Annotated in this window: 24 protein-coding genes; 8 read left to right on the forward strand and 16 right to left on the reverse strand. The window is 63.1% G+C overall.

What is annotated here, in order from left to right:
* Position 1: 1 nt before the first annotated feature.
* From OUZ30_RS12265 to OUZ30_RS12290, 6 genes are all read right to left on the reverse strand, one after another.
* Positions 2-667: an acetyltransferase gene (locus OUZ30_RS12265; protein ID WP_266182595.1), complete on the reverse strand. Its 666-nt coding sequence runs from the start codon at positions 665-667 to the stop codon at positions 2-4.
* Positions 652-1077 carry a sugar 3,4-ketoisomerase gene (locus tag OUZ30_RS12270; protein WP_266183166.1) on the reverse strand — a complete coding sequence of 142 codons (426 nt, stop codon included), beginning with the start codon at positions 1075-1077 and terminating at the stop codon, positions 652-654. The genes OUZ30_RS12265 and OUZ30_RS12270 overlap by 16 nt, the downstream gene beginning before the upstream one ends.
* A gap of 500 nt (positions 1078-1577) precedes the next feature.
* Positions 1578-2279 carry a c-type cytochrome gene (locus tag OUZ30_RS12275; RefSeq protein WP_266182596.1) on the reverse strand — a complete coding sequence of 234 codons (702 nt, stop codon included), beginning with the start codon at positions 2277-2279 and terminating at the stop codon, positions 1578-1580.
* An 8-nt stretch (positions 2280-2287) separates the two neighbouring features.
* Entirely contained in the window at positions 2288-4903 is a 2616-nt protein-coding gene (locus OUZ30_RS12280; RefSeq protein ID WP_266182597.1) for an MtrB/PioB family outer membrane beta-barrel protein, read from the reverse strand.
* Positions 4904-4915: 12 nt separating this feature from the next.
* Positions 4916-6055 (reverse strand): DmsE family decaheme c-type cytochrome, encoded by a 1140-nt coding sequence (locus tag OUZ30_RS12285; RefSeq protein WP_266182598.1) that lies wholly within the window; start codon positions 6053-6055, stop codon positions 4916-4918.
* 392 nt (positions 6056-6447) lie between these two features.
* Complete coding sequence (locus tag OUZ30_RS12290; RefSeq protein ID WP_266182599.1) at positions 6448-6651, reverse strand: hypothetical protein; 204 nt, start codon at positions 6649-6651, stop codon at positions 6448-6450.
* A gap of 742 nt (positions 6652-7393) precedes the next feature.
* Between OUZ30_RS12290 and OUZ30_RS12295 the strand changes: the two genes are divergently transcribed.
* The 7 genes from OUZ30_RS12295 (at position 7394) to OUZ30_RS12325 (ending at position 14179) form a co-directional block, all read left to right on the forward strand.
* A complete protein-coding gene (locus OUZ30_RS12295) occupies positions 7394-8167 on the forward strand; it encodes a TorF family putative porin (protein ID WP_266182600.1) in 774 nt (257 codons plus the stop codon).
* A 67-nt stretch (positions 8168-8234) separates the two neighbouring features.
* Positions 8235-8819 (forward strand): sigma-70 family RNA polymerase sigma factor, encoded by a 585-nt coding sequence (locus tag OUZ30_RS12300; RefSeq protein ID WP_266182601.1) that lies wholly within the window; start codon positions 8235-8237, stop codon positions 8817-8819.
* On the forward strand, positions 8816-9451 hold the full coding sequence (locus OUZ30_RS12305) for an anti-sigma factor (protein ID WP_266182602.1): 636 nt from the start codon (positions 8816-8818) through the stop codon (positions 9449-9451). Before OUZ30_RS12300 ends, OUZ30_RS12305 begins: the two co-directional genes overlap by 4 nt.
* A gap of 8 nt (positions 9452-9459) precedes the next feature.
* Positions 9460-10758: a S8 family serine peptidase gene (locus OUZ30_RS12310; RefSeq protein ID WP_425601519.1), complete on the forward strand. Its 1299-nt coding sequence runs from the start codon at positions 9460-9462 to the stop codon at positions 10756-10758.
* An 80-nt stretch (positions 10759-10838) separates the two neighbouring features.
* On the forward strand, positions 10839-11780 hold the full coding sequence (gene folE2 / locus OUZ30_RS12315; protein ID WP_425601498.1) for a GTP cyclohydrolase FolE2: 942 nt from the start codon (positions 10839-10841) through the stop codon (positions 11778-11780).
* 156 nt (positions 11781-11936) lie between these two features.
* Complete coding sequence (locus OUZ30_RS12320) at positions 11937-12707, forward strand: ATP-binding cassette domain-containing protein (RefSeq protein WP_266182604.1); 771 nt, start codon at positions 11937-11939, stop codon at positions 12705-12707.
* On the forward strand, positions 12704-14179 hold the full coding sequence (locus OUZ30_RS12325) for an ABC transporter permease/substrate-binding protein (RefSeq protein WP_266182605.1): 1476 nt from the start codon (positions 12704-12706) through the stop codon (positions 14177-14179). Before OUZ30_RS12320 ends, OUZ30_RS12325 begins: the two co-directional genes overlap by 4 nt.
* A 21-nt stretch (positions 14180-14200) precedes the next feature.
* Here OUZ30_RS12325 and OUZ30_RS12330 read toward each other — a convergent pair whose 3' ends face one another.
* Entirely contained in the window at positions 14201-15775 is a 1575-nt protein-coding gene (locus OUZ30_RS12330) for an MFS transporter (RefSeq protein WP_266182606.1), read from the reverse strand.
* A 328-nt stretch (positions 15776-16103) separates the two neighbouring features.
* Here OUZ30_RS12330 and OUZ30_RS12335 point away from each other — a divergent pair, with 328 nt between their 5' ends.
* Positions 16104-16499 carry a DUF427 domain-containing protein gene (locus tag OUZ30_RS12335; RefSeq protein WP_266182607.1) on the forward strand — a complete coding sequence of 132 codons (396 nt, stop codon included), beginning with the start codon at positions 16104-16106 and terminating at the stop codon, positions 16497-16499.
* Between the two features lie 194 nt (positions 16500-16693).
* Here OUZ30_RS12335 and OUZ30_RS12340 read toward each other — a convergent pair whose 3' ends face one another.
* The 9 genes from OUZ30_RS12340 to OUZ30_RS12380 form a co-directional block, all read right to left on the reverse strand.
* A complete protein-coding gene (locus OUZ30_RS12340; RefSeq protein ID WP_266182608.1) occupies positions 16694-17443 on the reverse strand; it encodes a VOC family protein in 750 nt (249 codons plus the stop codon).
* A gap of 56 nt (positions 17444-17499) precedes the next feature.
* Complete coding sequence (locus OUZ30_RS12345; protein ID WP_266182609.1) at positions 17500-18585, reverse strand: SRPBCC domain-containing protein; 1086 nt, start codon at positions 18583-18585, stop codon at positions 17500-17502.
* Positions 18582-18944, reverse strand: coding sequence for an ArsR/SmtB family transcription factor (locus tag OUZ30_RS12350; RefSeq protein ID WP_266182610.1), 363 nt, complete (start codon positions 18942-18944; stop codon positions 18582-18584). Before OUZ30_RS12350 ends, OUZ30_RS12345 begins: the two co-directional genes overlap by 4 nt.
* A gap of 86 nt (positions 18945-19030) precedes the next feature.
* Positions 19031-19843: a ferritin-like domain-containing protein gene (locus OUZ30_RS12355; RefSeq protein ID WP_266182611.1), complete on the reverse strand. Its 813-nt coding sequence runs from the start codon at positions 19841-19843 to the stop codon at positions 19031-19033.
* Positions 19844-19909: 66 nt separating this feature from the next.
* The gene (gene purF / locus OUZ30_RS12360; RefSeq protein ID WP_266182612.1) at positions 19910-21385 is read right to left on the reverse strand and encodes an amidophosphoribosyltransferase; all 1476 of its coding nucleotides are present in this window, start codon (positions 21383-21385) and stop codon (positions 19910-19912) included.
* A gap of 15 nt (positions 21386-21400) precedes the next feature.
* Positions 21401-22006: a CvpA family protein gene (locus OUZ30_RS12365; protein ID WP_266182613.1), complete on the reverse strand. Its 606-nt coding sequence runs from the start codon at positions 22004-22006 to the stop codon at positions 21401-21403.
* Between the two features lie 21 nt (positions 22007-22027).
* Entirely contained in the window at positions 22028-23095 is a 1068-nt protein-coding gene (locus OUZ30_RS12370; protein WP_266182614.1) for an SPOR domain-containing protein, read from the reverse strand.
* Between the two features lie 76 nt (positions 23096-23171).
* Positions 23172-24449: a bifunctional tetrahydrofolate synthase/dihydrofolate synthase gene (gene folC / locus OUZ30_RS12375; protein ID WP_266182615.1), complete on the reverse strand. Its 1278-nt coding sequence runs from the start codon at positions 24447-24449 to the stop codon at positions 23172-23174.
* Between the two features lie 400 nt (positions 24450-24849).
* Positions 24850-25014, reverse strand: a complete 165-nt coding sequence (locus OUZ30_RS12380; protein ID WP_266182616.1) for a hypothetical protein — start codon at positions 25012-25014, stop codon at positions 24850-24852.
* Between the last annotated feature and the right edge of the window lie 34 nt (positions 25015-25048).

Consider the following 25048-nt stretch of genomic DNA (forward strand, 5'->3'; position numbering starts at 1 on the left):
CTCATAACCTCACGTCGAAGCTGGAGCGATCGGGGACCGCATGCGCGGGTGATCCGACGTAGACCCGGCCCGGCTCCGTGTCGCGCGTCACCAGCGCACCGGCACCGATCACATTGTCGCTGGCGATCTTGATGTGATCATTGAAGGTGGTATTGACTCCGATGAAGCTGCTTTCACCGATATCGCAGTAACCCGAAATAACAGCATGCGAAGCCACGAACACGTTGTCCTGCAGGACGGTGCGATGACCCACGTGGTTACCACTCCATAGGACGCAGTTATTGCCGATCCGAACGAAGGGCTGGATAACGTTGTTCTCGAAGATGAAGCTGTTCTCGCCAATCTCCGCGTTGTGCCAGACAAAGGCACGGGTGCTGACATAAGTCGCGATGCCATACCCTTTACCTTTCGCATCCAGGTAGAAACGCGTGCGCAGCCGGTTCAGCTGGCTGGCTGGTATGGCAACGAAGACCTCGTAGTCCGCTGGCGAGTAGAGCGCCTCGAGGTCCTCGTAAGCCACTACGGGCCGATTGGCGAGTATCGGCTGCATAAGATACTTTTGCTCGACGCTGAAGGCGACGACGTCGTAACCGCTATCGTGTTCGAAGTATTCGCAGGCAATCTGTGCGAACTCGCCAGCCCCAATGATCACTAGCGACCTTGGCATGCTGGCACTTCCCCCTGGTGTACCTCGCGCAGGAAAACATCGTAGTCCGTGATGTAATCCGCCGGATCGTAGAACTGGTCAGCCAGGACCATCAAGACACAGTCTTCAGTAAAATCGTACATCTCCCGCCACACCATGCGGCGCAATAGCAACCCCTTCGCCGGATCGTCGAGCACGACCTTGCAAGGACCGCTGCCATCGTCCAACAGGAAGGTGACGGAGCCTCGCACCGTCACGGCCAGCTGATTGAGATTGCGATGCGCGTGCATGCCACGGTGCACATCGCATTTTGTGGAGAACAGGTAGTACACGCGCCGGATGTCGAACGGCACGTTGAGGTCTTTTTCAAGCGAAATGAGCATGCCGCGCTGGTCGCCATGCATCTGCAATTGGATCCGTTCGATTTCCATATGCTGAGCCAGGTTGTGGATTTTGAACGCGACCAACTTTCCATTGGGTGCCGTCTGGCCGGCGAAAGGTTGCACCTAAGATTGGCCCTGGCCATCGGTGCCGCTCTGGATGATGGTCCGGCCTATCGACTTGCCCACTCGACGCGCGGCTCAGCCGCGGGCATAACGAGACCCGCTACCTCGCTTATAGCCCGCTCACCGACGGGTACCGCCGCATCTCTGAAAACGGTCCGCAGGGCGGCGTCCTGACGTTCGGCAACACCGACACGATTCTGGTGCAGGGCAGCAATGGGCGATTCGGCGCACGAGCGCACTCGGTGAGTCCATGCCTACGACATTGAGTGGCTACAGGATTCCGACAAGAACGTGCGCAACCGCATCGCCTAAGCCGTCGAGCGCGATCGCCTGTTTGGCGCCTGCAGATGCTCGCCGAAGCTGTTCGATATCACGCTGCCAAGACGCGCCACCCCTGGCACCGCACGACGGCTCATCGACCGACATCACAAGGTGCTGAGGTAAGTCGATAGCGCCTGTATGTCGTCGTCACCCAGCGTCTGCGCCACGCCATGCATTACCTTTGCATTGCTGTTGCCGGCGCGCGTACCGCGCTTGAAGTCGCCCAGCTGCTTGGTCAGATACAAGCCGGACTGGCCGCGCAGGTGTGGAAACGTGGCCCATGGTGGTTGCGGCGCGCTGCTTGGATGCGGCTGCGGGCCGAGGGCCGCCGGTCCGTGGCAAGCCTGGCAGGGCGGAATGCCGCGCGCCGGGTCGCCAGTCAGATACAACTGCGCACCGCGCGAGCTGGCGTCGCCCTTTCCCGCCGGTTTCGGCGGCAGCGAGGCGTAGTAGCTGGCCAGGTTGCGCATGTCGTCATCACTCAACGCCGCGGCCTGGCCAGTCATCACCGGATCCTTGCGCTGGCCATCGTGGAATTCTTTCAACTGTACGTAGAGATAGCTTGCGGATTGCCCCGCCAGGTTGGGAAAGTTCGGTGCGATCGCCACGCCCTGGGGGCCATGGCAGGCCAGGCACACCGCGGTTTTGGCGGCGCCGGCCTTGGCGTCGCCGCTGATCGGGCGCATGCGACGCAGATCCTGCACTTTGGCCGGCACGGCCGATGTGCTGGCCGCTGGCGGCTCTGCCGCGAGTACGACAGTGGACATCAGCAACCCCATCCACAGCAGGCTTGTGCGATGCGTCATCACGGCTCCTACAACTTCAGGTTCAACATGACGCCGACCAGGCTCGCGTTGTAATGCAGCTGGCCACCCTTGTCGGTATAGAGGCGGTGGTCATAGACGAGCGTGTTGTTCAGCCCCAAATAATGCCAGTCGCTGAAGGCGCCAGTTTCATAGCGGCCGTACAGGCGCACGCCGACATTGCTGGTGACGTGAAAGCTCAGGCCCATGTCGAGCGTATTGGTGCTGTATTTGTCGTCGGGAAAACCGTTGCTGGCTGCGGCGACGCCGGCGGCATCACGGAAGGCAAGCGCGCCGATGGTCGCGTAGTTGTAGCCGACGTGGCCGAACGAGCCGGTATAGTTGTAGCTGAGGTCGGCACGCACCCGGCCAAAGTCGTGACTGAAGGTGAGCCCGGCATTGCGATTGGTTTCGCTGTCGTACTCCCACCATTGGTTCGCATACGGATAAAACGGGCCACCGAGGTTAGGGTTGGACTGGCCGAGACTGCCGTAGATCTTGCCGTTGTCGACTGAGTCCGCATCGTTGACGTTGGCGATGCCCATGCGCGAGCCTTCTACCCCGAGGTAACCGTTCAGGGTGGTCCTCGGGCTGGGCTGCCAATCCCACTGCAGGGTGGCGCCGGTCGTACTGGTGTTCTGGCGTCCGATCAGGGCATCGTAGTTGTCGCGATTGCCGTAGAACGTGGCCGAGATCGTGGCCGATTCACCCAAGGGATGAGTGATGATCAGGCGTGCCTTGCTTTCCGTCCGATTGGACAGGTCGTACATGCGCATGTCGGCAACGGTGTAAGCCGGTAGGCCCACGGCCGGGGTGACGAAGCCGGGAAGCGACTGCGAGTAGAACGGCAGGTACGGATCGAAGTTGTACTGATCGCCATCGCGCCTGGCGTATTCCCAGCTCAGCCGTATGGTGGCACCCACGACATCGCGACTGACCCAGGCGAACTTGATGCGCTGGTCATCGACGCGATTGCGCTCGCGATACTTTGGCTCGTTGCGGTCATAGGTGTAGGTAACGCCGAGCGAGGTCTTATGGCTAAGTTGCCAGTCGCCACCCAACTCAAGCACCGCATCGGTATAGCTGACGGGCACGTTGCGCACGGGAGTGCTGTTCGATGCATACAGTGGGTTGTTCGGGTCGAAGAAGCCGGTCTGGCCCGGCACCACGGTGCCTTGCGAGCCGTTTTCGGAGATGAAACCGTATTGACCGGTGAGCGGGTTGTAGGCGAGGTAGCGGGTCTTGTCGTCCTCCCGATACCAGCGCAGGCCGGCATGCCAGCCGAGCGCCTGGGTGGGATGAAAGGTGGCCCGGGCGTCGAGCAGGCCGGTGTCGATCCGCGCATTCGCACTAGGTTCGGACAGCGCCGCCGTGGTGTTCCAGTTCGCGCACGGGAACGTATAGTTCGCCGTTGGCGAAATGTAGACACCACCGGTGCCGGTGCAGTTGGTCGGCGGCAGCAGCGCATCGTTCTGACGCATCGTTCCCCATGCTCCGGCCACAGTGAGCTGCCCGTTCCACTTCAGCTCGCGCGACAGGTCCAGTCGCACATTGTGATAATCGTTGTTCGGCTCCAGCGAGAACTGGCCAGTCGTGATGTTGGCTACCTGCGGCACGCCGACCACGTTGGACAACGCAAATGGGCTCTGGAAGTCCAGATGGTCCTTGTGATTGCGGAAGAACGAGCCGTTGTAGGTCGCCAGGAAGTGCCAGACCCTGCCAACATTGCGCAGGCTGAGATTCACGTCGGTGGTGCGGAAGTCGATGGGCCGCACCGTCTCGAGGATGCCGCCGTTGTCGGGGAATGGGTAATTGAAGAACATCGAGCCGCCCCACAGACGCGTACCCGTGCGTTTCTCGTTGGTGATGCCGACCGAAGCGATCCAGTTTTGGTACACCGCGCCTTCGTAACTGAGTCCTTCGCGCGTGCGCTTAAGCCCGATGTTGTGCTCCGGCGTGGCGGCGGACACGGCCGCCACTTGCGCCGGCGTGCTCCCGCCGGGGACTAGCGACGGCGGCAAGGTCAGGTTGGTGCTGCCGACGCCATTCCAGATCGGGTAGGCGTTGGTCGACACCGTATGGGGCATGTCGCGGTAGAACGCCTCGATCCGGTAACTGCCGTATTGGCCGGCGCGCAGGCGATAGAACTGGTCGTCGGCGCTGAGGTGATTGCCGCGGAATTCGACATATTCGCCGGTCTTTGGACTCCAGAAATTGAGTGCGAGCAGGCCCAGCACAGGTCCGCTGCGCCAGTCGGCGTACTGGCGAAAATACTCCGCGTTGCTGTCACCGCCGACATGCAGATAGCCGAATTCGATCTCGCCGTTATAGAGCCAATCGCCCTGGCCCACCGGCTTGCCCGCATTGACCATGGGCGGATACGGATAAAGGTTGCCGGTGGGCGTACGCAGCATGCCCGCGTGCAGAAGGGACATGCCGTCGGGATCGGCCGGTTGCAGCATCGGGGCCCAGCCAAGCGGATCGAGTGCATTGCCAAACTGCGTATCGCCTACGCGCATCGTGTCGCTGGTATCACCCGCCAGCGCATCCTGCATACCGAACAGGCCCAGCAGCAGGCTCAGCGTCAGGACTGTCGGCGTCGTGCGATTTTGCTTCAGCGCAAGCATCGTCCGCCTCCGTCACTCGTGGAACTTCGGTCCGGAAGGATTGTTCGAGCCGTGGATATTGCTGTGGCAGGTCAGGCAGCCTCGCCCAATGATCCGCTCGTCCGGATGTGGACCGTTGCCGAGTCCGGCCGGCGTCTGCAAATCGTTCGGGTGCAGCGTCATGGTGTGGCACTGCTGGCACAGCATCGGAATCGGCGCGACCAGCAGGGTCTGCTGGTTGGAGCCGTGCACGTCGTGGCAGTTGAGGCAGCTCTCGCGCACCGGCGCATGCTCGAACAGGAACGGCCCGCGCTTCTCGGCGTGGCAGGTGTAGCAGGTTTCATTGACCGTATCGGTCTTCAGCAGCGGCTTGGTGATGCTGCCGTGCGGGTTGTGGCAGTCGGTGCAGGCCATCTGCCCTTCCGGCAAGGGCATGTGCGAGCGACGGTTGAACTTGGCGCGGATGTCCTGATGGCAGCTCGCACAAACCTCGTTGATCGACGAGGCCGCCAGCAGGCCTTCCGGCGAAAGCCTGGTCATCGGATTGTGGCAGTCACTGCAGGACAGCCCGCGGTTCTCATGGATGGAACCGACCCAATGCTGCCGTGCGCCGCCGGCATGACAGCCCAGGCACACACTGGCCTGGACTCGCGGCGGCGTCTTCGCATCATGGGTGAACGCGATGATCGAACCCGGCGCGGTGGGATCCTTGGCGTGCACGGAACCGGGACCGTGGCAGGTTTCGCAGGCAGCCTGTGGACCGCTGTTCGCCGCACCTGCGCGGAACGAGATGACGTGCAGGCTGTGCGAGGCCTGGATGTTTTCCTGCGCGTGGCAGGCCACGCAGGTCTTCGCGCCTACTGCGTCGGCGTTCGGCGCCAGCGGGTTGACTGGAATCGGGGCGGCATCGAACGGCGTGGCTGGGCTGTCGCTGACCGGTGCGAGGTGTGGATCTTTTTGACGTGCAGCATTGGCCCCCATGTCGGTGGCCGGCAGCATTCTGGCGATATCGCTCTGACTCAGTCCAGTGGAAGCGCCGTGCTCGACATCGGTGGTGCCTGCGCTGCTCGCGGCGGATTGCTGGGCCTGCGCGTTAGGCGGGCTCAGCAAGATACCCGCGACAATCAGCATCACACTCAGCAAGGCGGCACAACACAGCGAAACTAAACGCATGGCTTGGAGCCCCTTGGCTATCGCTGACACTCGATCGCTATCGACTTGAACCGCCTGCACGCCTTTCACCCAAAGAATGGCGGCCACGCGTGCAGTTAGTGCCCGGATGGCGCCCTTTGGTTGCGGCCGCCTTCGAACATGATCGAAGCGTTGTTGGGCGCACGAGGATCAGCTGCCCAGGCTGATCATGCCGACGGCCTAGCCCGGTGGCGTGTCTGGGCCGGGGATTTACTGAGGGGCCTTGGTCGCGCTCTCGGTGCGACCGTCGCCCAAGGCGACCGACGACATCCTGGCCAATACCTTGTGGCCAATAGCAATGCCTCGTTTCTCAATCAGCAGATACGACATGGCCGCCACCGAGGCCAAAACGAAAATCGCCAACGACGCGACGATCAAAAATGCAGCGGCGACAAGATGGCGTACTTGCCTGGAAAAGATGGCGCGAAAATGAGCGACAGCGTGAGGCCCCGCAGCAAGTAGATGCTGTAGCTCGCATGACCAAGGCGCACTGCGCCGCGCGTCAGGAGAAGGCCAAAAATCCACGTTCCAGAAGCGATGGGCAGGAAGAACAATCCGGGCAGACACACGCCGATCATGGAGTGTGCCGTCGCGCTGAACGATATGGCCCCTAGCAACAGGCACACGGCGACAGTCGATCGAATCATGCGCTCCCCAAGCCAATGAGGGAACTGCCTCGTGGCTGATGCCGTTGCCATGCCGCAGAGGAAGAGGGCGACGTAATAGAGCGTCTGCCCTTCAAATCACGAGCATGCGAAGAGCGTCAAGATCCGTGCACTGACGCCTCGCTTGTTCCGGGGCCGTATCAAGGCGTCGGAACATACGTGTGGATCCGATGCCCAGCACTCCAGCCTTAAGCAGGCGCATCGGCCACACCGAGCGGAAGTCGAAGACAGTCTCCATTGCCACGTTTCAAGGGGGCCGGCTCATCGCCTCCGCTGGGCGAGCTTACCGGGGTGCGGGAGGGGGCAACGCGCCATGGGCATAGCTGGCTTTAATGATCCCAGGCAGTCGGAGGACCTCATTGCATACCTCGACACGTTTTCTTGACCACGCCCGTTTTGGCCCTTTCGACCGTATAGTATCCAAGGGATCTCGACCCGGGTGACGCTCGCGCCCAGCGGGCGAGCGCTGCTCACTGAGACGAAGGGCCGATGCTTCGCGACGATTTGCTTATAGCCTTTCATCGTAAGACGCATTCCGTGGCCTGCGAGGTCCTACGGTGTCGCTGTGTGCCTGGCTGACAAAGTCATGTCGACATTTCGCATCGATGGCGCAAGGACCCGTTTCCATCATTGCCCCACCAGCCTCAGTCGCGGCGTGAACGCGCCTGTCGGTGGCAGTCTCGCCTATGCATTGCTGGCTCTCGGCATGGGTTTGTCGGCCGCGCCCCCTGCCCAGGCCGCAGACTTGAGCGGTACGGTGGCGCTCAGCTCGCAATTGGTGGACAGGGGCCAGGCGGTGTCGCCGCAAACGCCTATCCTGCAAGGCGCAGGGTCCTACTCGTTCGCCACGGGATGGTCCTTGGGCTTATCGGCAAGCACCGAAGTGCGTTCGCCAGATCACATCGCTGAAGCGCTCGCACAAGTTTCGCGCGATTGGTCGCTCGCCACCGACTGGCAAATGCAGGCAGGCGTGGCCTACTACGACTACCCCGGTAATGCTCGTGCGCGACCCTATGAACGCGTCGAAGGCACGCTCGACTGGATCTATCGGGACGTTCTCACGTTCGGACTGTCCGCCATTTACGGCATGAACTCACAAGTCCCCCGCTTTCGCGGTGCGGCGGATGTAAACTTTCATTGGCCTTTGCCGGCGCACTTTTCCTTCTCTGCCGGTGCAGGCGTCACGCGATCCGCCGTTAGCCCCTGCCATGCCGGCGGCCAAGAATGCGCAAGTTCATACGAATATGCTCGGCCTGGATACTACGAACCCCTTCCGGCGGAGACCTATGGCTACGGCCATGCGGGCTTGATTTGGAGCAAGGGGTCTTGGCACATGGAACTCGACCGTGTCGTCACCAGCGGGCTCACCCGTCCGCGCGGCAGTTTCGACACCGCCCCCTGGTTGGCCACGGTTTCCCTCTCATTTTGACGCCAGGGCAACCCCTTGGCGCTGAAATGGCACTCACTAGGCGAACTATCACCCTTGCGAGGCGGCCATGAACGACGCGGACATCGACGCAGACGCCACCGATCGCATTCTGCTGCAGCGCATGGCGGGCGGCGACCGCACCGCACTGGCGGTGCTGTATCGCAGCTATCACGGCAGGCTATGCCGTTTTCTTTCGCGCTTGACCCGGCGAGCCGATGTCATCGAGGAGGTCATCAACGATTGTCTGTGGATCACCTGGCAGAAGGCGGGTAGCTTCCACGGCGACTCGCGCGTCTCCACCTGGATCATCGGCATCGCCTATCGCTGTGGGCTAAAGGCGCTGCGACAACACGGCGACGAGCCCATGGAGGATGACGCACTATCGGAAGATCGCTTTCTGTCCCATAACCCAGACGAGGATCGCGAGCTGCGGGACTGGTTGGCGAAGGGGCTGAATCGACTATCCACGGACCAGCGGGTCGTGATCGAGCTGGTCTATGGACTGGGCCACACCCTGGACGATGTCGCGGTCATCATGCAGTGTCCCGTCGGCACCGTGAAGGCGCGCTTGTTCCATGCGCGGGTCAAACTACGCAATACGCTGCCGCTGCTTGCAGGAGAACCGCCCATGCGAAAAGAGAGCGCGCCATGAAGTCTCAGTCGGATATCGACATGGATTGTGCCCGCGCCTGGGAGGCCATGCCCTGGGTGCTGCAGAACAGCACTTCGCAAACGCATGATGATTGGCTGCATCCGCACCTTGCCCAGTGCGACTCGTGCCGTACAGAATTCGCGCAACAGGGTTACCTGCGACTTGCCATGTCATTGCCTTCGGATATCCCGGTCGATGTAAACGCCGGGTTGCGGCGACTGCTTGCCAGGATCGATGCACCAGACATACAGGAGGTATCACTCCATTCGCGCCCCTCAAGTTGGCTGACTCGAGCGCTGGTCGCGGTGATGTTGGTCCAGGCACTTGGCATCGGTGTGCTGGGTGCAAAGCTCTGGCTTGAAGGCGGCCATTCGGCTTATCGCACGCTAAGCCAGAATGCGATGCCGGCTCCTGCAGGCGCGCTCCATGTCGTGCCTGAAAACACCATGCAACTGGCCGACTGGAATGCCCTCCTTCGCACCCACGACCTGCAGGTGGTGAGTGGTCCCAATGAAGTTGGCGCATACACGGTCGTTCCGACCGGTAATACCTCGATGTCGAAAGATGCATTGCGGAAACTGCGCGAGACGCGGGGCGTCCGTCTGGCTGAACCCGTCGCCGTTGCCCAATGAAACGTAGCTTGCCCGCCTTCGCGCTAGTCGTGATGGTGGCCGCGCTGGCTGCTCTGGCCGCGTGCACACAGCCGCGTCCCACGGTGCCACAGAACGACAAGGCTTCGCACGATCTGGTCGGCGCATCCTCCATGGATCCCCGGCGAGACATCGTGCTGGCCGTGGCCAACCCGATCGACCCGCCAGCCACGCATGCGGGCTCCAGTCTGCTTGGGTACACCCCTTCAGGCAGCTACGGTGCCGGCCAGCGCGCCGCTTCTACGTTGGCCGCCCTCAAGGAAAGCTACGGGATACGCGAGGTTGTTGGCTGGCCGATCAAGACGCTGGGCCTGTACTGCATCGTCCTGGAGCCACCCGCAGGCATGAGCCGCGAGGCTTTGCTTTCGGCGCTGGCGAAGGATACCCGCGTACAACTTGCGCAGCCGCTCCAGGATTATTCCGTCTATGCGGGCGACGCCACCGATGCGCACCACTACAACGACCCGTACGTCAACCTTCAACGGGGATTTGTCGAGACCGACGCTGCGGCCGCGCACAACTTCAGCCAGGGCAGCGGAATTCATATCGCCGTCATCGACACGGGCGTCGATATGATGCATCCCGATCTCAAGGGAGGCATTGGCGAAGCGAGAAACCTGGTCGACGCCGACGTATCAGCGTTCACCGCTGACAGCCATGGTACGGAAGTGGCCGGCATCATCGCTGCGCTTGGCGACAACCATGAGGGCATCGTGGGCATGGCGCCCAAGGCGGTGCTCAACGTCTACAAAGCTTGCTGGTACTCCACCACGCAGGGCGCGGGCGCGCATTGCAACACCTTTACGCTCGCCAAGGCGCTTGCGGCGGTCATCGACACCAATGCGCGCATTGTCAACCTAAGCCTGGGCGGGCCTGAAGATCCGCTGCTCGACATGCTCCTCGCCGAACTGCTGCGCCAGGGACGCATCGTCATTGCCGCCATGCCTCCGCTAGGCAGCACGATCGGGTTTCCGAGCGATGCGCCCGGCGTCATCGTGGTGCGCGAAAGCGCCAGGTCAGCTGCGCCACCTGACGTTCTAAGCGCTCCCGGGAATGACATCCTCACCACCCAACCTGGTGGCGGGTACGACTTCACTTCAGGCTCGTCCATGGCTGCCGCGCATGTCAGCGGCATCGCCGCGCTGATGCTGTCCCTCTCGCCCAAGCTCGATGCGCATACGATCCACGATCTCCTGTTACGCAGCAGCAAGACGTCCAACGGCGTGATCCAGGTGAATGCGGCGGCAGCCGTCGTAGCCCTTCGGAACCAGCAGAAGGCTGCACGCTAATGCCGGCGCCAGCCTCTACCTGAGCGGTCCGGCAAAACGGGGATGGCTGGCTTCCGGGCCATGACGATTCGGGTCCCATAGTGAAAGGCACACAGCGCGCCATTCCCCCGTTACCCGAGGTCACCGTCCCGGCGCCGGTCGCCTTGGAGATCCTGCCGCACTGGGCTGGCGTAGAAGGCATCGACCTGCCCTTGAGCTTCGATGCGGGCGACGGAGACCTGCAGCGGTCACGCGCCAAGGTGGACGCCTTCGTCGGCCTCGCCTGCGGGAAACCGCGAGGCATCCGTAGGTCGCGCCTGTATCGACTACTGGACCGACACCTGGGTGGCAAGATCATCGACGGCGAGGTACTGGAGCATCTGCTGAGCGCACTCATGCAAGCACACGTTGACGTGGCCGACCGTGCGCGCATCAGCATTCGCTTCGAACATCTTGTGCGTCGCGCCGCTCTTCGCAGCGACAACCGGGGATGGCGAGCGTATCCCGTGCTGATCGAAGCAACCCGGGGCATCCAGGGCTTCCGTCTCGTGCTTGGCACCGAGGTCACCTATTCATCGACTTGCCCGGCATCGGCGGCACTGTCACGTCAGCTCATCCAACAGCAGTTTGCCGATGATTTCGACCCCAAGAGCCAGCTGGATCACGCTACGGTCATGGCATGGCTGGGAAGCGAACGCGGCATACTCGCGACGCCGCATGCGCAGCGCAGCACCGCTCGGTTGCGGGTGCGCTTCGTGGACGGCGCCCCCATCAAGCTGATCGACCTGCTCGATCGCGCGGAGCAGGCGCTAGGAACGCCCGTCCAGACGGCGGTCAAACGTGAGGACGAGCAGGCCTTCGCGCACGCCAATGGCAGCAACCTGATGTTCTGCGAAGACGCCGCGCGCCGGATACAGAACGCGCTCCTGCTCGATGAAAGCATCGCCGATTTCAGCATCCGTATAGCGCACCACGAGAGTCTTCATGCGCATGACGCGGTGGCCTATGCAAACCGCCCTGACGGATTGGCTCCGCTCCTTTAGCACAAGCCCACGCGTGTAGCTGCTTGTAAGGGCTTAAGGTAGAGTCCTGGCCCATGTCGCACGCTTGCCGCTACCGTGGCCTCGTTTCGAAGACCTCCGGTCCATCCCACCGGAGGTACGCATGCGGGCGATGGCCGTGCCGCGCCGGGGAATACCTTGTTCGGCGCTGATACGGCGCTACCGGTCGCTTTCGCCCTGGAGCGCGTGAGCAAGCGCTATGGTTCCGTCGTCGCACTCGACGAGGTCACTCTCAGCTTCGCCGCAGGAAGCACGACCGCCTTGATCGGCAGCAGTGGCGCGGGCAAATCGACCGTCCTGCGCCTGTTGCTTGGGCTGGATTGGCCCGACGAGGGTGTGGTCAGAACGGGCGGCGAGATTCTTCGGCGTACCGAGGTGTTGGAATTGAGGCGGCGGGTTGGCTATGTGATCCAGGATGGCGGCCTGTTTCCACACCTTACCGTGCTGGGCAACCTTGCGCTGCTGCCACGTCATATGGGGTGGACGACCGCGCAGGTACTCGCGCGGGCACAGGAGCTGGCCGAGCTCACCCATCTTTCGCACGACGTTTTGGAGCGTTACCCCGCCGAACTCTCCGGCGGCCAGCGCCAGCGTGTCGCGTTGATGCGCGCACTGATGCTCGATCCCGACGCCCTGCTCCTCGACGAACCCTTGGGCGCACTCGACCCACTCGTCCGGCATGAGCTGCAGGACGAACTCAAGCGCATCTTCAGCCAGTTGGGGAAGACCGTGATCGTCGTCACCCATGACCTGGCCGAAGCGGCATGGTTTGCCGAGCGTCTGGTGCTGTTCCGCGACGGCAAGGTCCTGCAGGATGGTCACCTCACCGATTTCTGCGACCGACCGGAAGACGAGTTCGTCACTCGTTTCGTAAGGGCGCAGCGATACTTGCCCGAGGCATCCGCATGAAGCGCGCGCTGCTCACCGTGCTGGCCATGCTGCCCGTGCTTGCATGGGCAGCGCCGGTACGCATCGGCTCGAAGCAATTTACCGAGTCGGTGATTCTGAGCGAGTTGGCGAGACTCAACGCCCAGGAAGCCGGCGTCGACGCCAGGCACCAGCGGGAGCTGGGCGGCACCAGCATCCTATGGAGCGCGCTTCAGCATGGCGATATCGACGCCTACCCGGAATATACCGGCACGATTACCCACGAGCTGTTGAGAGATGTTGCCCCCGACGCCGACATTCCCGCACTGCGCGAGAAACTGGCGCCGCTCGGCATTGGCATTACCGAGTCGCTTGGCTTCAGCGACACCTATGCGATCGGCATGCAGGAGCATCGCGCGGCGCAGCTCCACATCACGCAGATATCCGATCTGGCGATGCACCCCGAGCTGCGCTTCGGCTTCTCCAATGAATTCATGGATCGCGCGGATGGCTGGCCCGGTGTCCGCCTGCGCTATGGCCTCGCCCAGACGCAAGTGCGCGGCCTGGATCACACGCTGTCCTATCGTGCCGTAGCCAGCGGCGCCGTCGACGCCATCGATCTCTACAGCACCGATGCGGAAATTCCTTACTACCACCTGAAAACTCTCAACGACGATCGCCACTACTTTCCGCGCTATGAGGCGGTCTTCCTCTATCGACTGGAACTGGAGCGAAGCGCTCCCAGGTTCATCGCTGCCTTGCGCAAGCTTGGCGGGCGCATCGATGAACCTGCGATGCAACGCATGAATGCCGAGGTGAAGCTCGATGGCATGAGCGAGACTGAGGTCGCCGCGCGCTTTCTATCCGTTGCACCTGCTGGCGACCATGACGGGTTCTGGCAGCGCCTTTGGCAGCGCAGCGTGGAGCACGTCAAATTGGTCGCACTGTCGCTTGGCCTGGCCGTGCTGCTGGCGATCCCGCTGGGCATTCTGTCGGCGCGATGGAAACGCGCGGGGCAGCTGATCATCGGCCTTACCGGGATCCTGCAGACCGTGCCGTCGCTGGCGATGTTCGTCTTCATGATACCGCTGCTCGGCATTGGAACCTGGCCGGCCATTGCCGCTCTCTTCCTCTACAGCCTGCTACCCATCGTGCGCAACACGCATGCGGGCTTGCTCGACATTCCGCTCGAGCTTCGCGAATCCGCTGCTGCACTGGGCCTCCCGGGCAGCGTGCGACTGCGTCGCGTGGAACTCCCCATGGCGACGCGATCGATTCTTGCCGGCATCAAGACCGCAGCGGTCATCAATGTCGGTACCGCCACGCTCGCTGCGTTGATTGGAGCCGGCGGATATGGCCAACCGATCCTCACCGGTATCCGCCTGGACAATATCGGGCTGATTCTGGAAGGGGCCGTGCCTTCTGCCGTGCTCGCTTTGCTTGTGCAAGGCCTGTTCGAAGGCGTCGAGCGATGGCTTACGCCCCGCGGACTGCGCATCGAGGCGCGGCAGTAGGCGCCGAAGCAAGTCCAAGCGTCAAGGATTCTTCCCCTTGATAAACACGCCGGCGCTGACGGCGCTGAACAGCGCCAAGGCGGCAGAAATCAGCATGACCCGCCGAAATCCCGCGATGAACGACAGATCCACGGCGCGCTTCAACGCGGACCTCGTCGCTTCGGGGTAGCCATCCGGAACGATGATGCCGGCGAGCTTCTCGCGTTGCCCCATGATGGAAGAAACAAGCTCTGTCGGCGCGTGCAAGGTCGCCAGCTGTTCGTTCAAGCGGTTATTGAAAGTCAGGGTCAAGACGATGCCGAACACGGCAATCGCCAGCAAGGATGCAGTACGCGATACCGCGTTGTTCACGCCGGAGGCCGTTCCCGCGAGCTCTTCGCCAACGGCATTCATCACCGTGGCGGTCAATGGCGCCACGGTGATACTCATGCCGACGCCAAGCATGCAGATCGCCGGGAAGAATGCCGTCCAATAATGGCTGCCAACCGAGGGTACGGCGAACATCGCGAATCCGCAGGCGGCTATCACCGGCCCCACGACGAGTGGCAACTTCGAGCCAAACCGATCGACCAGTCCTCCCGCCCAGCGGGATAGCATGAAGATGATGGCGATAAATGGCAGCAGCGCTGCACCTGCTGCGGTAGCGCCATAGCCCTGTACCTGGATCAAATTGAGCGGCAGAAAGAACAGGCTGCCACCCAGCGCCGCGTAGAGCAGCAAGGTCAGTACATTGGCCCCGGCGAAATTGCGATTGCGAAACAATCCCAGCGGCAACATCGGCGACGCACTGCGCGCCTCAACGCGAACGAATAACAAGAACGCAAGCACGCCAGCGACGGCGGCCATCCAGACAGGAGTCGCCGCCCAGCCCCGCGAGGGCGCCTCGATGAAAGCGAACACCACGCCCGCCAGCCCAACCGTTGCCAGGCCCGCACCCGCGACGTCGATGGCTCCGCCACCTTCCCCGCCCCTGCTCTCGGGAACCTTCGCGGCGCACATCACCAGCAGCACGACGCCAAGCGGCGCATTCACCAGGAAGGCCCAGTTCCACGAATAGTGTTCGACCAGAAAACCGCCGATGACTGGCCCGATCGCCGCCGTGATGCCGGTGAATGCCGACCAGGTGCCGATGGCTGCGCCACGCTCCGACTGCGGAAAGGTGGCGCTGATAAGTGCAAGGCTGCCCGGTACCAGCAGCGCGGCGCCGATGCCCTGGAACGCCCTTGCGGCAATCAGTGGACCGATGGCCGTCGACAACGAACAGCCGATCGACGCCAGCGTGAACAGGCCGGTACCGATCATGAAAATCCGCTTGCGCCCAAATCGATCACCAAGCACGCCACCTACCAACAGCAGCGATGCGAGAAACAACGCATACGACTCCATGATCCACTGCGCGTCCGACGTCGTGGCACCCAGCTCACGCTGGATCGCAGGCAAGGCGACGTTGACGACCGTGCCATCGATGAAAGCCAGGCTGGAACCGAGCACCGCGGCAACCAGCGTCCAGTGCCGCGAGGGCGACGAGCATGGCTTCGCCGCGTCGCCATACAGGATGACGCCGTTATCGCAGGGAGGCTTTCCGATCTGGCTCATGGCTTTCGCAACGGCGCCTGGGGCGGAGCGCCCTACGGGATCTTAGAGCCTGTTGGAAATCGCCGCAGGACACGTTCGAACAGCGTGAAAGCCACTTCGCCTTGATCGTCATCCCAGCCGACGCTGAGATGACGTTGTGGGCGAGATATCGCTTTTTTCCGTTGTCCTCAACGAACCCTTCACTGCCACCATGGATCACTGGGCACCGCCCTTGCCGACCGGTTTGCCAAGAACCCCAAGCGATCACTATCGATGGCCCTTGCGCCGCTTTTCCCTTTACGAGACCGGGCGGCGCACCGATGCCCCTATCGCCATAGGAGATACGACCATGGAACTCCCCAGCACAGGTACCGCCCGCGTCGTCAGGATTCCGGGACCAGATCATCCCATCACGATTGAACGCAACACCCATCGCATCGTCGTGAAGGTCGCCGGACGAGTCATTGCCGACACGCGAAACGCGCTTACGCTGCAAGAGGCCAGCTATCCCGCGGTGCAGTACATCCCGCGCCAGGACGTCGACATGGCGTCACTGGAACGCACCGATCACGCCACTTACTGCCCCTACAAGGGCGAATGCAGCTACTACAGCATTCCGTCCGGCGGCGATCGCACGATAAACGCAGTGTGGACGTACGAACATCCCTACGACGCCGTCTCCGCGATCAAGGATCACCTTGCGTTCTATGCCACGCGAGTCGACGCGATCGAAGAGTTCGATTGAGTCCTGTGTGCGGATTTAACTCAGCTGAAAGCGACGTCGCGACAATGCTCACGGATAAAACGTCCCTGGTCACCGGTGCCTGACAGGGCGTCGGCCGCGCCAGCCTTACCGGCGCGGCGCGCGCGTAATCACGTGGCTGCCCACCCTGCCGGTATTGCGCCTGCAGGGTGGAGGTTCTTGAAAGATGTGTTGAGTCACCGCCCCAATGGAAGAAATACCGCGAGCGATGCACCTTGTGGATCGCTCAGTACAGAGAAGCGGCCAATGCCGGGGATATCCGTAGGCGGCACGCACATGTCGGCGCCCAAAGATTTTGCTTTTGCCGTGCAGGCGTCCACGTCAGCGACATGCACATAAGGCAGCCACATGGATGCCGCATCGGGACTGAACGACTTCATGATGCCGCCGCGCCGGTTATCGCCGTTCTTCATCACGTAATAAGCGCCATCGCTCATCGGTACGTCGTCATGCGAAAGGCCGAACAGTCCTTCGTAGAACGCGAGCGCCTTCAGCGGATCGCTCGCTTGCAACTCGTGCCAGCACCAGTGGCCCGGCGGCACATCGGCGTCGGCGCGATCTTCTCCCGCGCTGCGCCAGATCGACACTGTCGCGCCCACCGGATCGAGCAAGGTGGCACCACGGCCGACGGGCGCAAAATCGGTAGGTGGCATCCACGGCTGGGCACCGGCCAGCAGAGCCTGCGCATAGCTCTTGTCGACATCCGCAACGCTGAGATAAATGCCCCAGTTGCAGGGCTCCCCCTCCTGCGCAGGTCGATAGCCGCCGATGCCCTCCCCTGCATTGCTGATGACCTGATAATTGCTGCCAGCCACTTCCATCGCCGAGCAGGTCCAGCCGAACAGCGCCTCATAGAACGCGCGCGCTTTGCCAGGGTCCGCACTGGCATGCTCGACCCAGACGAGTTTTCCAGACATCGCATTCATGGGTTGATCTCCTCGTGAGTCACAGGAACTACGGATGAGAGAGTCCCGCACAAGCGTCAATGGGCGGGAGGTGGCTGCGTCGCCGTGAAACTGGGTCGCGCGCGCATCGCCGCCTGCGCGCGCCGCACGTTCGGGTATTTGTCGAGCATGGCACTGCCCTCGGGAAACGCGTCGACGTAGAACAGGATCGGCGCCAACAGATAGTCAGCCATGGAGGGCGCGGAGCCGGCGAGATAATCACGCGCGCCGTAAGCGTCATCGAATAGCCCGAGCTGGCGGTCCACCTCCGGCACAGCCGCGTCAATCGCGGCGCGATCAGGCTGACCATCGGCTCCCTTGGGGAAGATGTACTGCAGCACATAGCGCCGGACCATGGCGTCATAGGTGTAGCAATTGATCACGCTGATCCACTGCTCGCCACGCGCGCGAATCGCGGCCGGCCCCGTCGGCAGCAGGCCGGGTCCGTCAAAGGCCTCGTCGATATAGCCGAGGATGGCTCGTGTCTCGTACAACTCCAGGTCGCCGTCGCGCAGCACGGGAATGCGGCCGAATGGATGATGGTCGGCGATGTCCGGCGTGTGCGGAGCGGCCGGCTGCAGCGTATAGGCCACGCCCTTCTCGGCCAGCGCCATGCGCACCGTTCGACAATAGCTGCTGCGCGGGTCGCCAATGACGGTCAGCGTGCCCGCACTGCCGGCAGGGTCCAGGTAATCGGACAAGCGATTGAAAACCGACTGCCAACCCGGAATATGGCCATCCCGCGTCATCGCATCGGGGAAGCCGGTATGCCGCATATGCAAGGCGGTGCCGCCATCGCGCGCGATGAGCGTCACCTCGATCAGGGTGACCCGATCGGGCGGCATGGCACCTCGCTCCCAGGTCCAGGTGTAGGCGAGAAAGTCCGCACGATCGAGCGATTGATACTCGCCGCCGACGATAAAGCATGTTCCATCCCGCGCTGTCATGGCGATGCGATAGCGGCCGCCCACGCGCGCATCGGCGCTGACATCGGAGACATGCATGCCGCGCGGGCAGTGCCATGCAGCCAGCGCATCCTGATGGGTGAATGCGTCGAATACCCGCTCGCGCGGCGCGCGGATGAAGCGGGTCATTTCCAGTTGGAAGGTGGCGGCTTGAGTCATGACTTTTTTCTCCGTACAGGGGCAGCGTGCGTCGCCGCGCCGTGCGTGCGTTCGACGAATTCGACCAGGCGATCGAGGTTGTCCTCCCAATGGCGCCGATAGGTCTCGAGCCAGTCATGCGCACCGCGCAAGGCATCAGCGCGCAGATGGCAGATGCGCCAGCGCGCATCGATTTCACGTTCGATCAGGCCGGCATCCGCCAGTACACGCAGATGTCGCGAAATGGCAGGTGCCGAGATGCTGAAAGGACTGGCGAGGTCACCGACCGTGGCTTCGCCTTCGGCGAGACGCGCCAGGATCGCGCGGCGGGTCGGATCGGCAAGCGCCGCAAAGGTGGCAGACAGCGGGTCTTGTTCCATGGGCATGCTTTCAATTAACCATTTGGTTAATCGATAGTCAAGTGCCCTGCGCCTGGCCAATGCCCCAAAACGCTATTTAAGGTGCCTCAGGCTTCCAGCGCCAGCGCGGCCAGCCGGTCCAGTTCTTCGTCGTCGAAGCCCGCTTCCAAGCGTGCAGGACGATTGAAGGGGCCGCGCAAGGTGCGCCCCATATACCTGCGCAGCAGATCGATGAACGCCTCGCGCGGATCGATCCCATCGCGTTCGCAGCAATGGCGGAACCAGCGCGTACCCGCGGCCACGTGGGCTACCTCTTCGCGCAGGATGACTTCCAGGATCGCTACGGTACGTCGATCACCCACCGAGTTCAGGCGCTCGATCATGCTGGGCGTGACGTCCAGTCCACGCGCTTCGAGTACACGCGGCACCAGTGCCATGCGTGCCGTGTCGTTGCCGGCGGTTTTCTCGGCCATTTCCCACAGGCCGTTATGTGCGTCGAAGTCGCCATAGGCGTGACCCAGTTCGGCCAGGCGCGCCGACAACATGGCGAAATGTCGCGCCTCGTCGTGGGCGCAGCTGGCCCAGTCGCGGTAATACGCATCCGGTTTGCCGCGAAAGCGATACACCGCGTCCCACGCCAGATTGATGGCGTTGAACTCGATATGCGCCACGGCATGCACCAACGCGACACGCCCTTCCGGCGTGCCTAGGCCACGTTGCGGCACCTGGCGTTGAGGCACCAGTTGCGGCCTGGCTGGACGTCCTGGCGCGCCGATGGGTGCGGGCGGCGGTGCGCTCGGATCCGGACGCAAGGTCCCGGATTGAAACGCCTCCCACGCGGCGTGGGTCAGGCGCAGTTTCTCGACCGGGTCGGTGGCGTCGAGGCAGCGCTTGGCGGCGGCGTGGAGGTCGGTCGTCATGGAGTTTGTCGAGAGCACCAGCCCCTCAGCCTACCCTCTCCCCGGAGGGGAGAGGGTTCAAATGCATCACGCCGTGCGGCGGGAGGCCTTGGCGTCGTCGGAGCGGAGCATTTCGATCTGCTCCAGGTAGTGCTTTTCCAGGCCGGTGACGTATTCGCCCGAGAAGCAGGAGGTGTCGAACTGCTTCAGGTTCTCGTTGCCGTCCTGCACGGCCCAGACCAGATCAGCCAGATCCTGGTAGATCAGCCAATCGGCGCCCAGCACCTTCTCCACTTCCTTCTCGGTATGGCCGGCGGCGACCAGCTCCGAGGCGGCCGGCATGTCGATGCCGTACACATTCGGATAGCGCACCGGCGGCGCCGCGGAAGCGAAATACACGTTCCTGGCGCCGGCATCGCGGGCCATCTGGATGATCTGGCGCGAGGTGGTGCCACGCACGATCGAGTCGTCCACCAGCAGCACATTCTTCTTGCGGAACTCCAGCTCCACCGGATTGAGCTTGCGGCGCACCGATTTCACGCGCTCGCCCTGCCCCGGCATGATGAAGGTGCGGCCGATGTAGCGGTTCTTCACGAAGCCCTCGCGGAACGGCACGCCAAGTGCTTCGGCCAGTGCCGACGCCGCAGTACGCGCGGTATCCGGAATCGGGATCACCGCGTCGATGCCGTGGTCCGGCCGCTCGCGCAGGATTTTCTCAGCCAGCTTCTGGCCCATGCGCAGACGGGCCTTGTACACCGACACGTTCTCGATCATCGAGTCCTGGCGGGCCAGGTAGACGTATTCGAAGATGCAGGGTGCGTGCACCGCATCTTCCGCGCAATGACGCGCATGCAGCTGGCCGTCGTTGGTGATGAACACGGCTTCGCCCGGCGCCACGTCGCGCAGACGCTTGAAGCCGAGGATATCCAGCGCCACCGACTCGGAGGCCACGGCATATTCCTTTCCTTCCGAGGTGATGCGCTCACCCAGCACCAGCGGACGGATGCCATTGGGATCGCGGAACGCCAGCAGGCCGTAGCCAAGCACCAGGGCGATGCAGGCATAACCGCCGCGCGCGCGGCGATGCACACCGGCGACTGCCTTGAAGATATGGTCGGGCGTCAGCGCCATCCGGTCCTGGATCTGCAACTCGTGCGCCAGCACGTTGAGCAGCACTTCGGAATCGGAATCGGTGTTGATATGGCGGCGATCGTCTTCGAACATCTCGCGACGCAGCGTCTCGGTGTTCACCAGATTGCCGTTGTGGGCGAAAGCGATGCCGTAGGGCGAGTTTACGTAGAACGGCTGCGCCTCGGCCGAGCCTTCCGAGCCGGCCGTGGGATAACGGCAATGACCGATGCCGATGTTGCCGCGCAGGCCAACCATCGCGCTTTGGCTGAACACGTCGCGCACGAGGCCATTGCCCTTGTGCAGGCGCAGTCGCGCGCCATCGACGGTGGCAATACCGGCAGCGTCCTGGCCACGGTGCTGTAACACGGTCAAACCGTCATAGAGTGACGCGGCGACCTCTGTGGTGCCGACGATACCGATGATTCCGCACATGGTTGTTGCCTGTATTTAGAAAGTCGTCGCAGTAGCGGCCGTGGAGGCGGCCGCCGGGTGGGCTTTGTGCTCAGTCGCTGGTAAAGCGCCCGGCACAACCGCCGGCAAGGCGGGAAGATGATCCAGCAGCGCTGGGGGATTGAGGTAATGACGGACACTGTCCGGCACCCGCTCTCCCAGCCACGCAGCCACTTCCTTGAACTGCGGCAATAAAACCGATTCGTGCCACCACGGGTCGCGAATGAACGCGGTAAACCCAAGCAGAAACACCGCCAGCGTCACCAGCAATACACCACGGGCGAAGCCGAACAACATGCCAAGCAGTCGATCGGTACCGGATAGACCGGTGCCTTCGACCAGCTTGCTCACCAGGAAACGCAATAACGCTCCAGCGATCAACACGGCGAGGAAACAAATGCCGTAACCCACCACAATCCGCGCCGACGGCAATTGGATGCTGTGTTCGAAGTAGCCCGCGACGCTGGGACCAAACGTCCAGGCCACCCAGAATGCCACCGCCCACACCACCAGCCCCAACACCTCCGAAATGAGGCCTCTCCATAGACCAATCAAGACCGACAGGCCAAGGACGGCAAGGATGATGTAGTCGGCCCAATTCACCGGGTCACCCGTTCAAAATGTTCAGGGGGCGCTGACGACGTTGCCGTCGACACCGAGCTTGGTCTTGATCTGGTCGCGTATCCGCACCGCGTCAGCACGCTGTGTCTGCGGGCCCGCACGTACGCGCCACAGCTGCTTGCCGCTGGCATTGACCGTATCGACATAGCCATCGAAACCGTTGGCGCGCAGCTTGTCGCGCAGCGCATTGGCATCGGCCTGGCTGCCCATCGCCGCCACCTGCACCGCCCAAGCGCCCGCACCCGACGCACTCGACGCACTCGACACAGCTGTCGTATTGGCGGCACTGGCCGGCTTGGCGACTGGCATGTCGTCCTGCGTCGGCGTGGCAGCGCTGCTTTCGAGGCGCGCGGGCGCGCCCGGAATGGTCTGGCTGATCTTCAGGCGGGCGGATTCGGCCGCGGCGCGCGACTCGAACGGGCCCGCCGTGACCATGGTCAGCTGCTTGCCGGCCTGGGTGATGGCACGCCCCGATACCGGATAACCCAGCGCGTGCACGCGCTGGATCAGGCCCTGCGCGCTGGCCGGTGACGCATAGGCGCTGAGATTGATCGAATACTGGCCGTGCGCGGCGGTCGCCGCTGCGGTTGCCGGCTGCGGGTCCGTCGTCTGAGCCGGCATCGCGGGGGTGGCACCGGCCTTGCCCGGCTTGGCGGCGGACGCCGTCGGCGTGGCCTGCGCCGGGATCACCGGCTGCGGCACCGTGGTGCCACCCTTGGTGACCGTGGTCGGCTCCGGCTTCTGACCTGCGGCGGGGTCGATCTCCACATCACGCGGGCGGCTGGAGCCAATATTCACCGTGGCCAACTGATCGGTAGCCGCCGGCGTCGCGGCCGGCGCCTTGGTCACGTCGATGGCCGGCTTGGGCGCCGGCGCTGCGCTGGACGGCGTCGCAACCCCCGGCGTCAGGCTCATGGTCTTGGTCTGCAGATCGCGATCGGGCGCGGGCGGGATGGCGAGGCTTACTGATTCGTCGGCACTGCTGCTCGGCGGGCTGCTGGAGAAGAACATCGGCACAAAAAGGACCGCCAGCGCAATAAGAACGGCAGCTCCCAGCAGACGTGTTTTCAAGACAGGCTCCAAGGCGGGCGCGGTGCGAGAACGGCGGGATTATACCTGTCTGAGTCGCCGATCAGGCTGAAACCCATCACCGCGATTCAGCAAGCACGGCCGCTGCCACGAAAAAAGAGCCGAAAGCCAGCACGCGTTCGCCCGGTTGCGCCATTGCGCGCGCAGCGGCGAGTGCCATCGACACGTTCTCGTGCACGTCGAAGTGCGCTAGCGGCAGCGCCAGTGTCAATTGTTCCGCCAGTACGCTCGCGGACAGGCCACGCGGTGTGTCGCGCTCCAACCCGGCGAGGTGCCAGTGATCGATCCGCGAACCAAGCGCCCGCATCACTCCACCCACGTCCTTGTCCGACAGCGCCCCATAGACGGCATGCACGCGACCGCCAGGCTGCGCATCCAACCAGTCGGCCAGCGCGCGAGCCGCCTGCGGGTTGTGCCCCACATCGATGATCAGGACGGGATCGCCACCCAACGACTGCAGACGTGCCGCCACCCTCGCCGTACGCAAGCCGATCGCGGCCACGGCCTGCAGATCGATGGCAGCCAACGGCGTATCGATGGCGCGCAAGGCGTGCAAGCCGGCGATGGCGGCTGCGGCGTTCGCGTATTGAACCGGCGCGGCGAGTGCGGGATCAGGCAACGCCAGCGTGCTGCGGTCGAGATGACGCCAACGCCAGCCTTCGGCCAGGCGCTCGACCGTGAAATCCGCGCCGGCCCGCACCATCCGGGCGCCAATGCGATTCAGCGCCTCGATCAAGCCTGCCGGAGGATCGAGTTCTCCAACGATGGCCGGCCGGCCGGCGCGCGCGATGCCGGCCTTCTCCACGCCGATGGTGTCGCGATCCGGACCCAGCCAGTCCATATGATCGAGATCGACGGTGGTGATGATGGCCACGTCGGCATCGACGATATTCACCGCGTCCAGGCGCCCGCCCAGCCCCACCTCGAGCACGGCGACGTCGAGATCGGCACGTGCGAACAAGTCGAGTGCCGCCAGCGTGCCAAACTCGAAATACGTAAGGGGGATATCACCGCGAGCCGCCTCGATGCGCTCAAAGCTCGCGATCAGAAGGTTGTCATCCGCATCGGCACCGTCGATGCGCACGCGCTCGCGGTAATGCAGCAGATGCGGCGAGGTATAGCAGCCCACGCGAGCCCCTGCGGCAGACAGCATCGCCTCCAGCATGGCCACGGTGGAACCCTTGCCGTTGGTGCCACCGACGGTGATGATCCGTCGCGCCGGCGCCGGCGCGCCCATGCGCTGCCATACCGCGCGCACGCGGTCGAGGCCCAGCTCGATGCTGCGTACATTGACGCGTTCCTGGTACGCCAGCCATTCGTCGAGTGTGCGGGTCATGCGCCCGGTACTCTGGCAGCGGCACGGTCGAATGCAGCGCAGTAGCGCTCGATCAGGGACTGACTGGCGGGCATCCAACAGCTTCCGGGGGTGAAACGGGTGCACAGCTTAAAGCATGCCTGCCATCGGCAAGGATTCCCGGCATCCAGCGGACGCCCACGTGTAGGAGCGCACCCTGTGCGCGAAAAGCCGACGAGGCGGTGACGCCGTGATCGCGCACAAGGTGCGCTCCTACATAAGAATGGCAAAGGCGCGCCAGGGCGGGCCTTCGTTCCAACACGGTCTTGCATGGCCATTCGCCCAAAGCGACGACTTTGAAGCACCGCCGCTGGACCCCAGCTTGAACAGCCCGTCGGCTGTTGTGAGCCTCTGGAATGACGGTATGGCGCAAACAAGAGCTTCAACCCCACCAATGAACCCCGCTGGCGCGCAACACCCAGTACATCCCGAATGCCATCCAGAACATTTTCTTCAGTGCGCGTGCCGCCAGCAGCGCTACCAGCAACCCCAATAACAGAGGCATGTGCTTTTCCAAGGTGCTGCGCGTGTTGTCGATGATGTTCATGCTGTCCCCTCCCGCACCCCATCGGTGCGGGAGG

Source organism: Dyella humicola (assembly GCF_026283945.1).
GTDB classification, from domain to species: Bacteria; Pseudomonadota; Gammaproteobacteria; order Xanthomonadales; family Rhodanobacteraceae; genus Dyella; species Dyella humicola.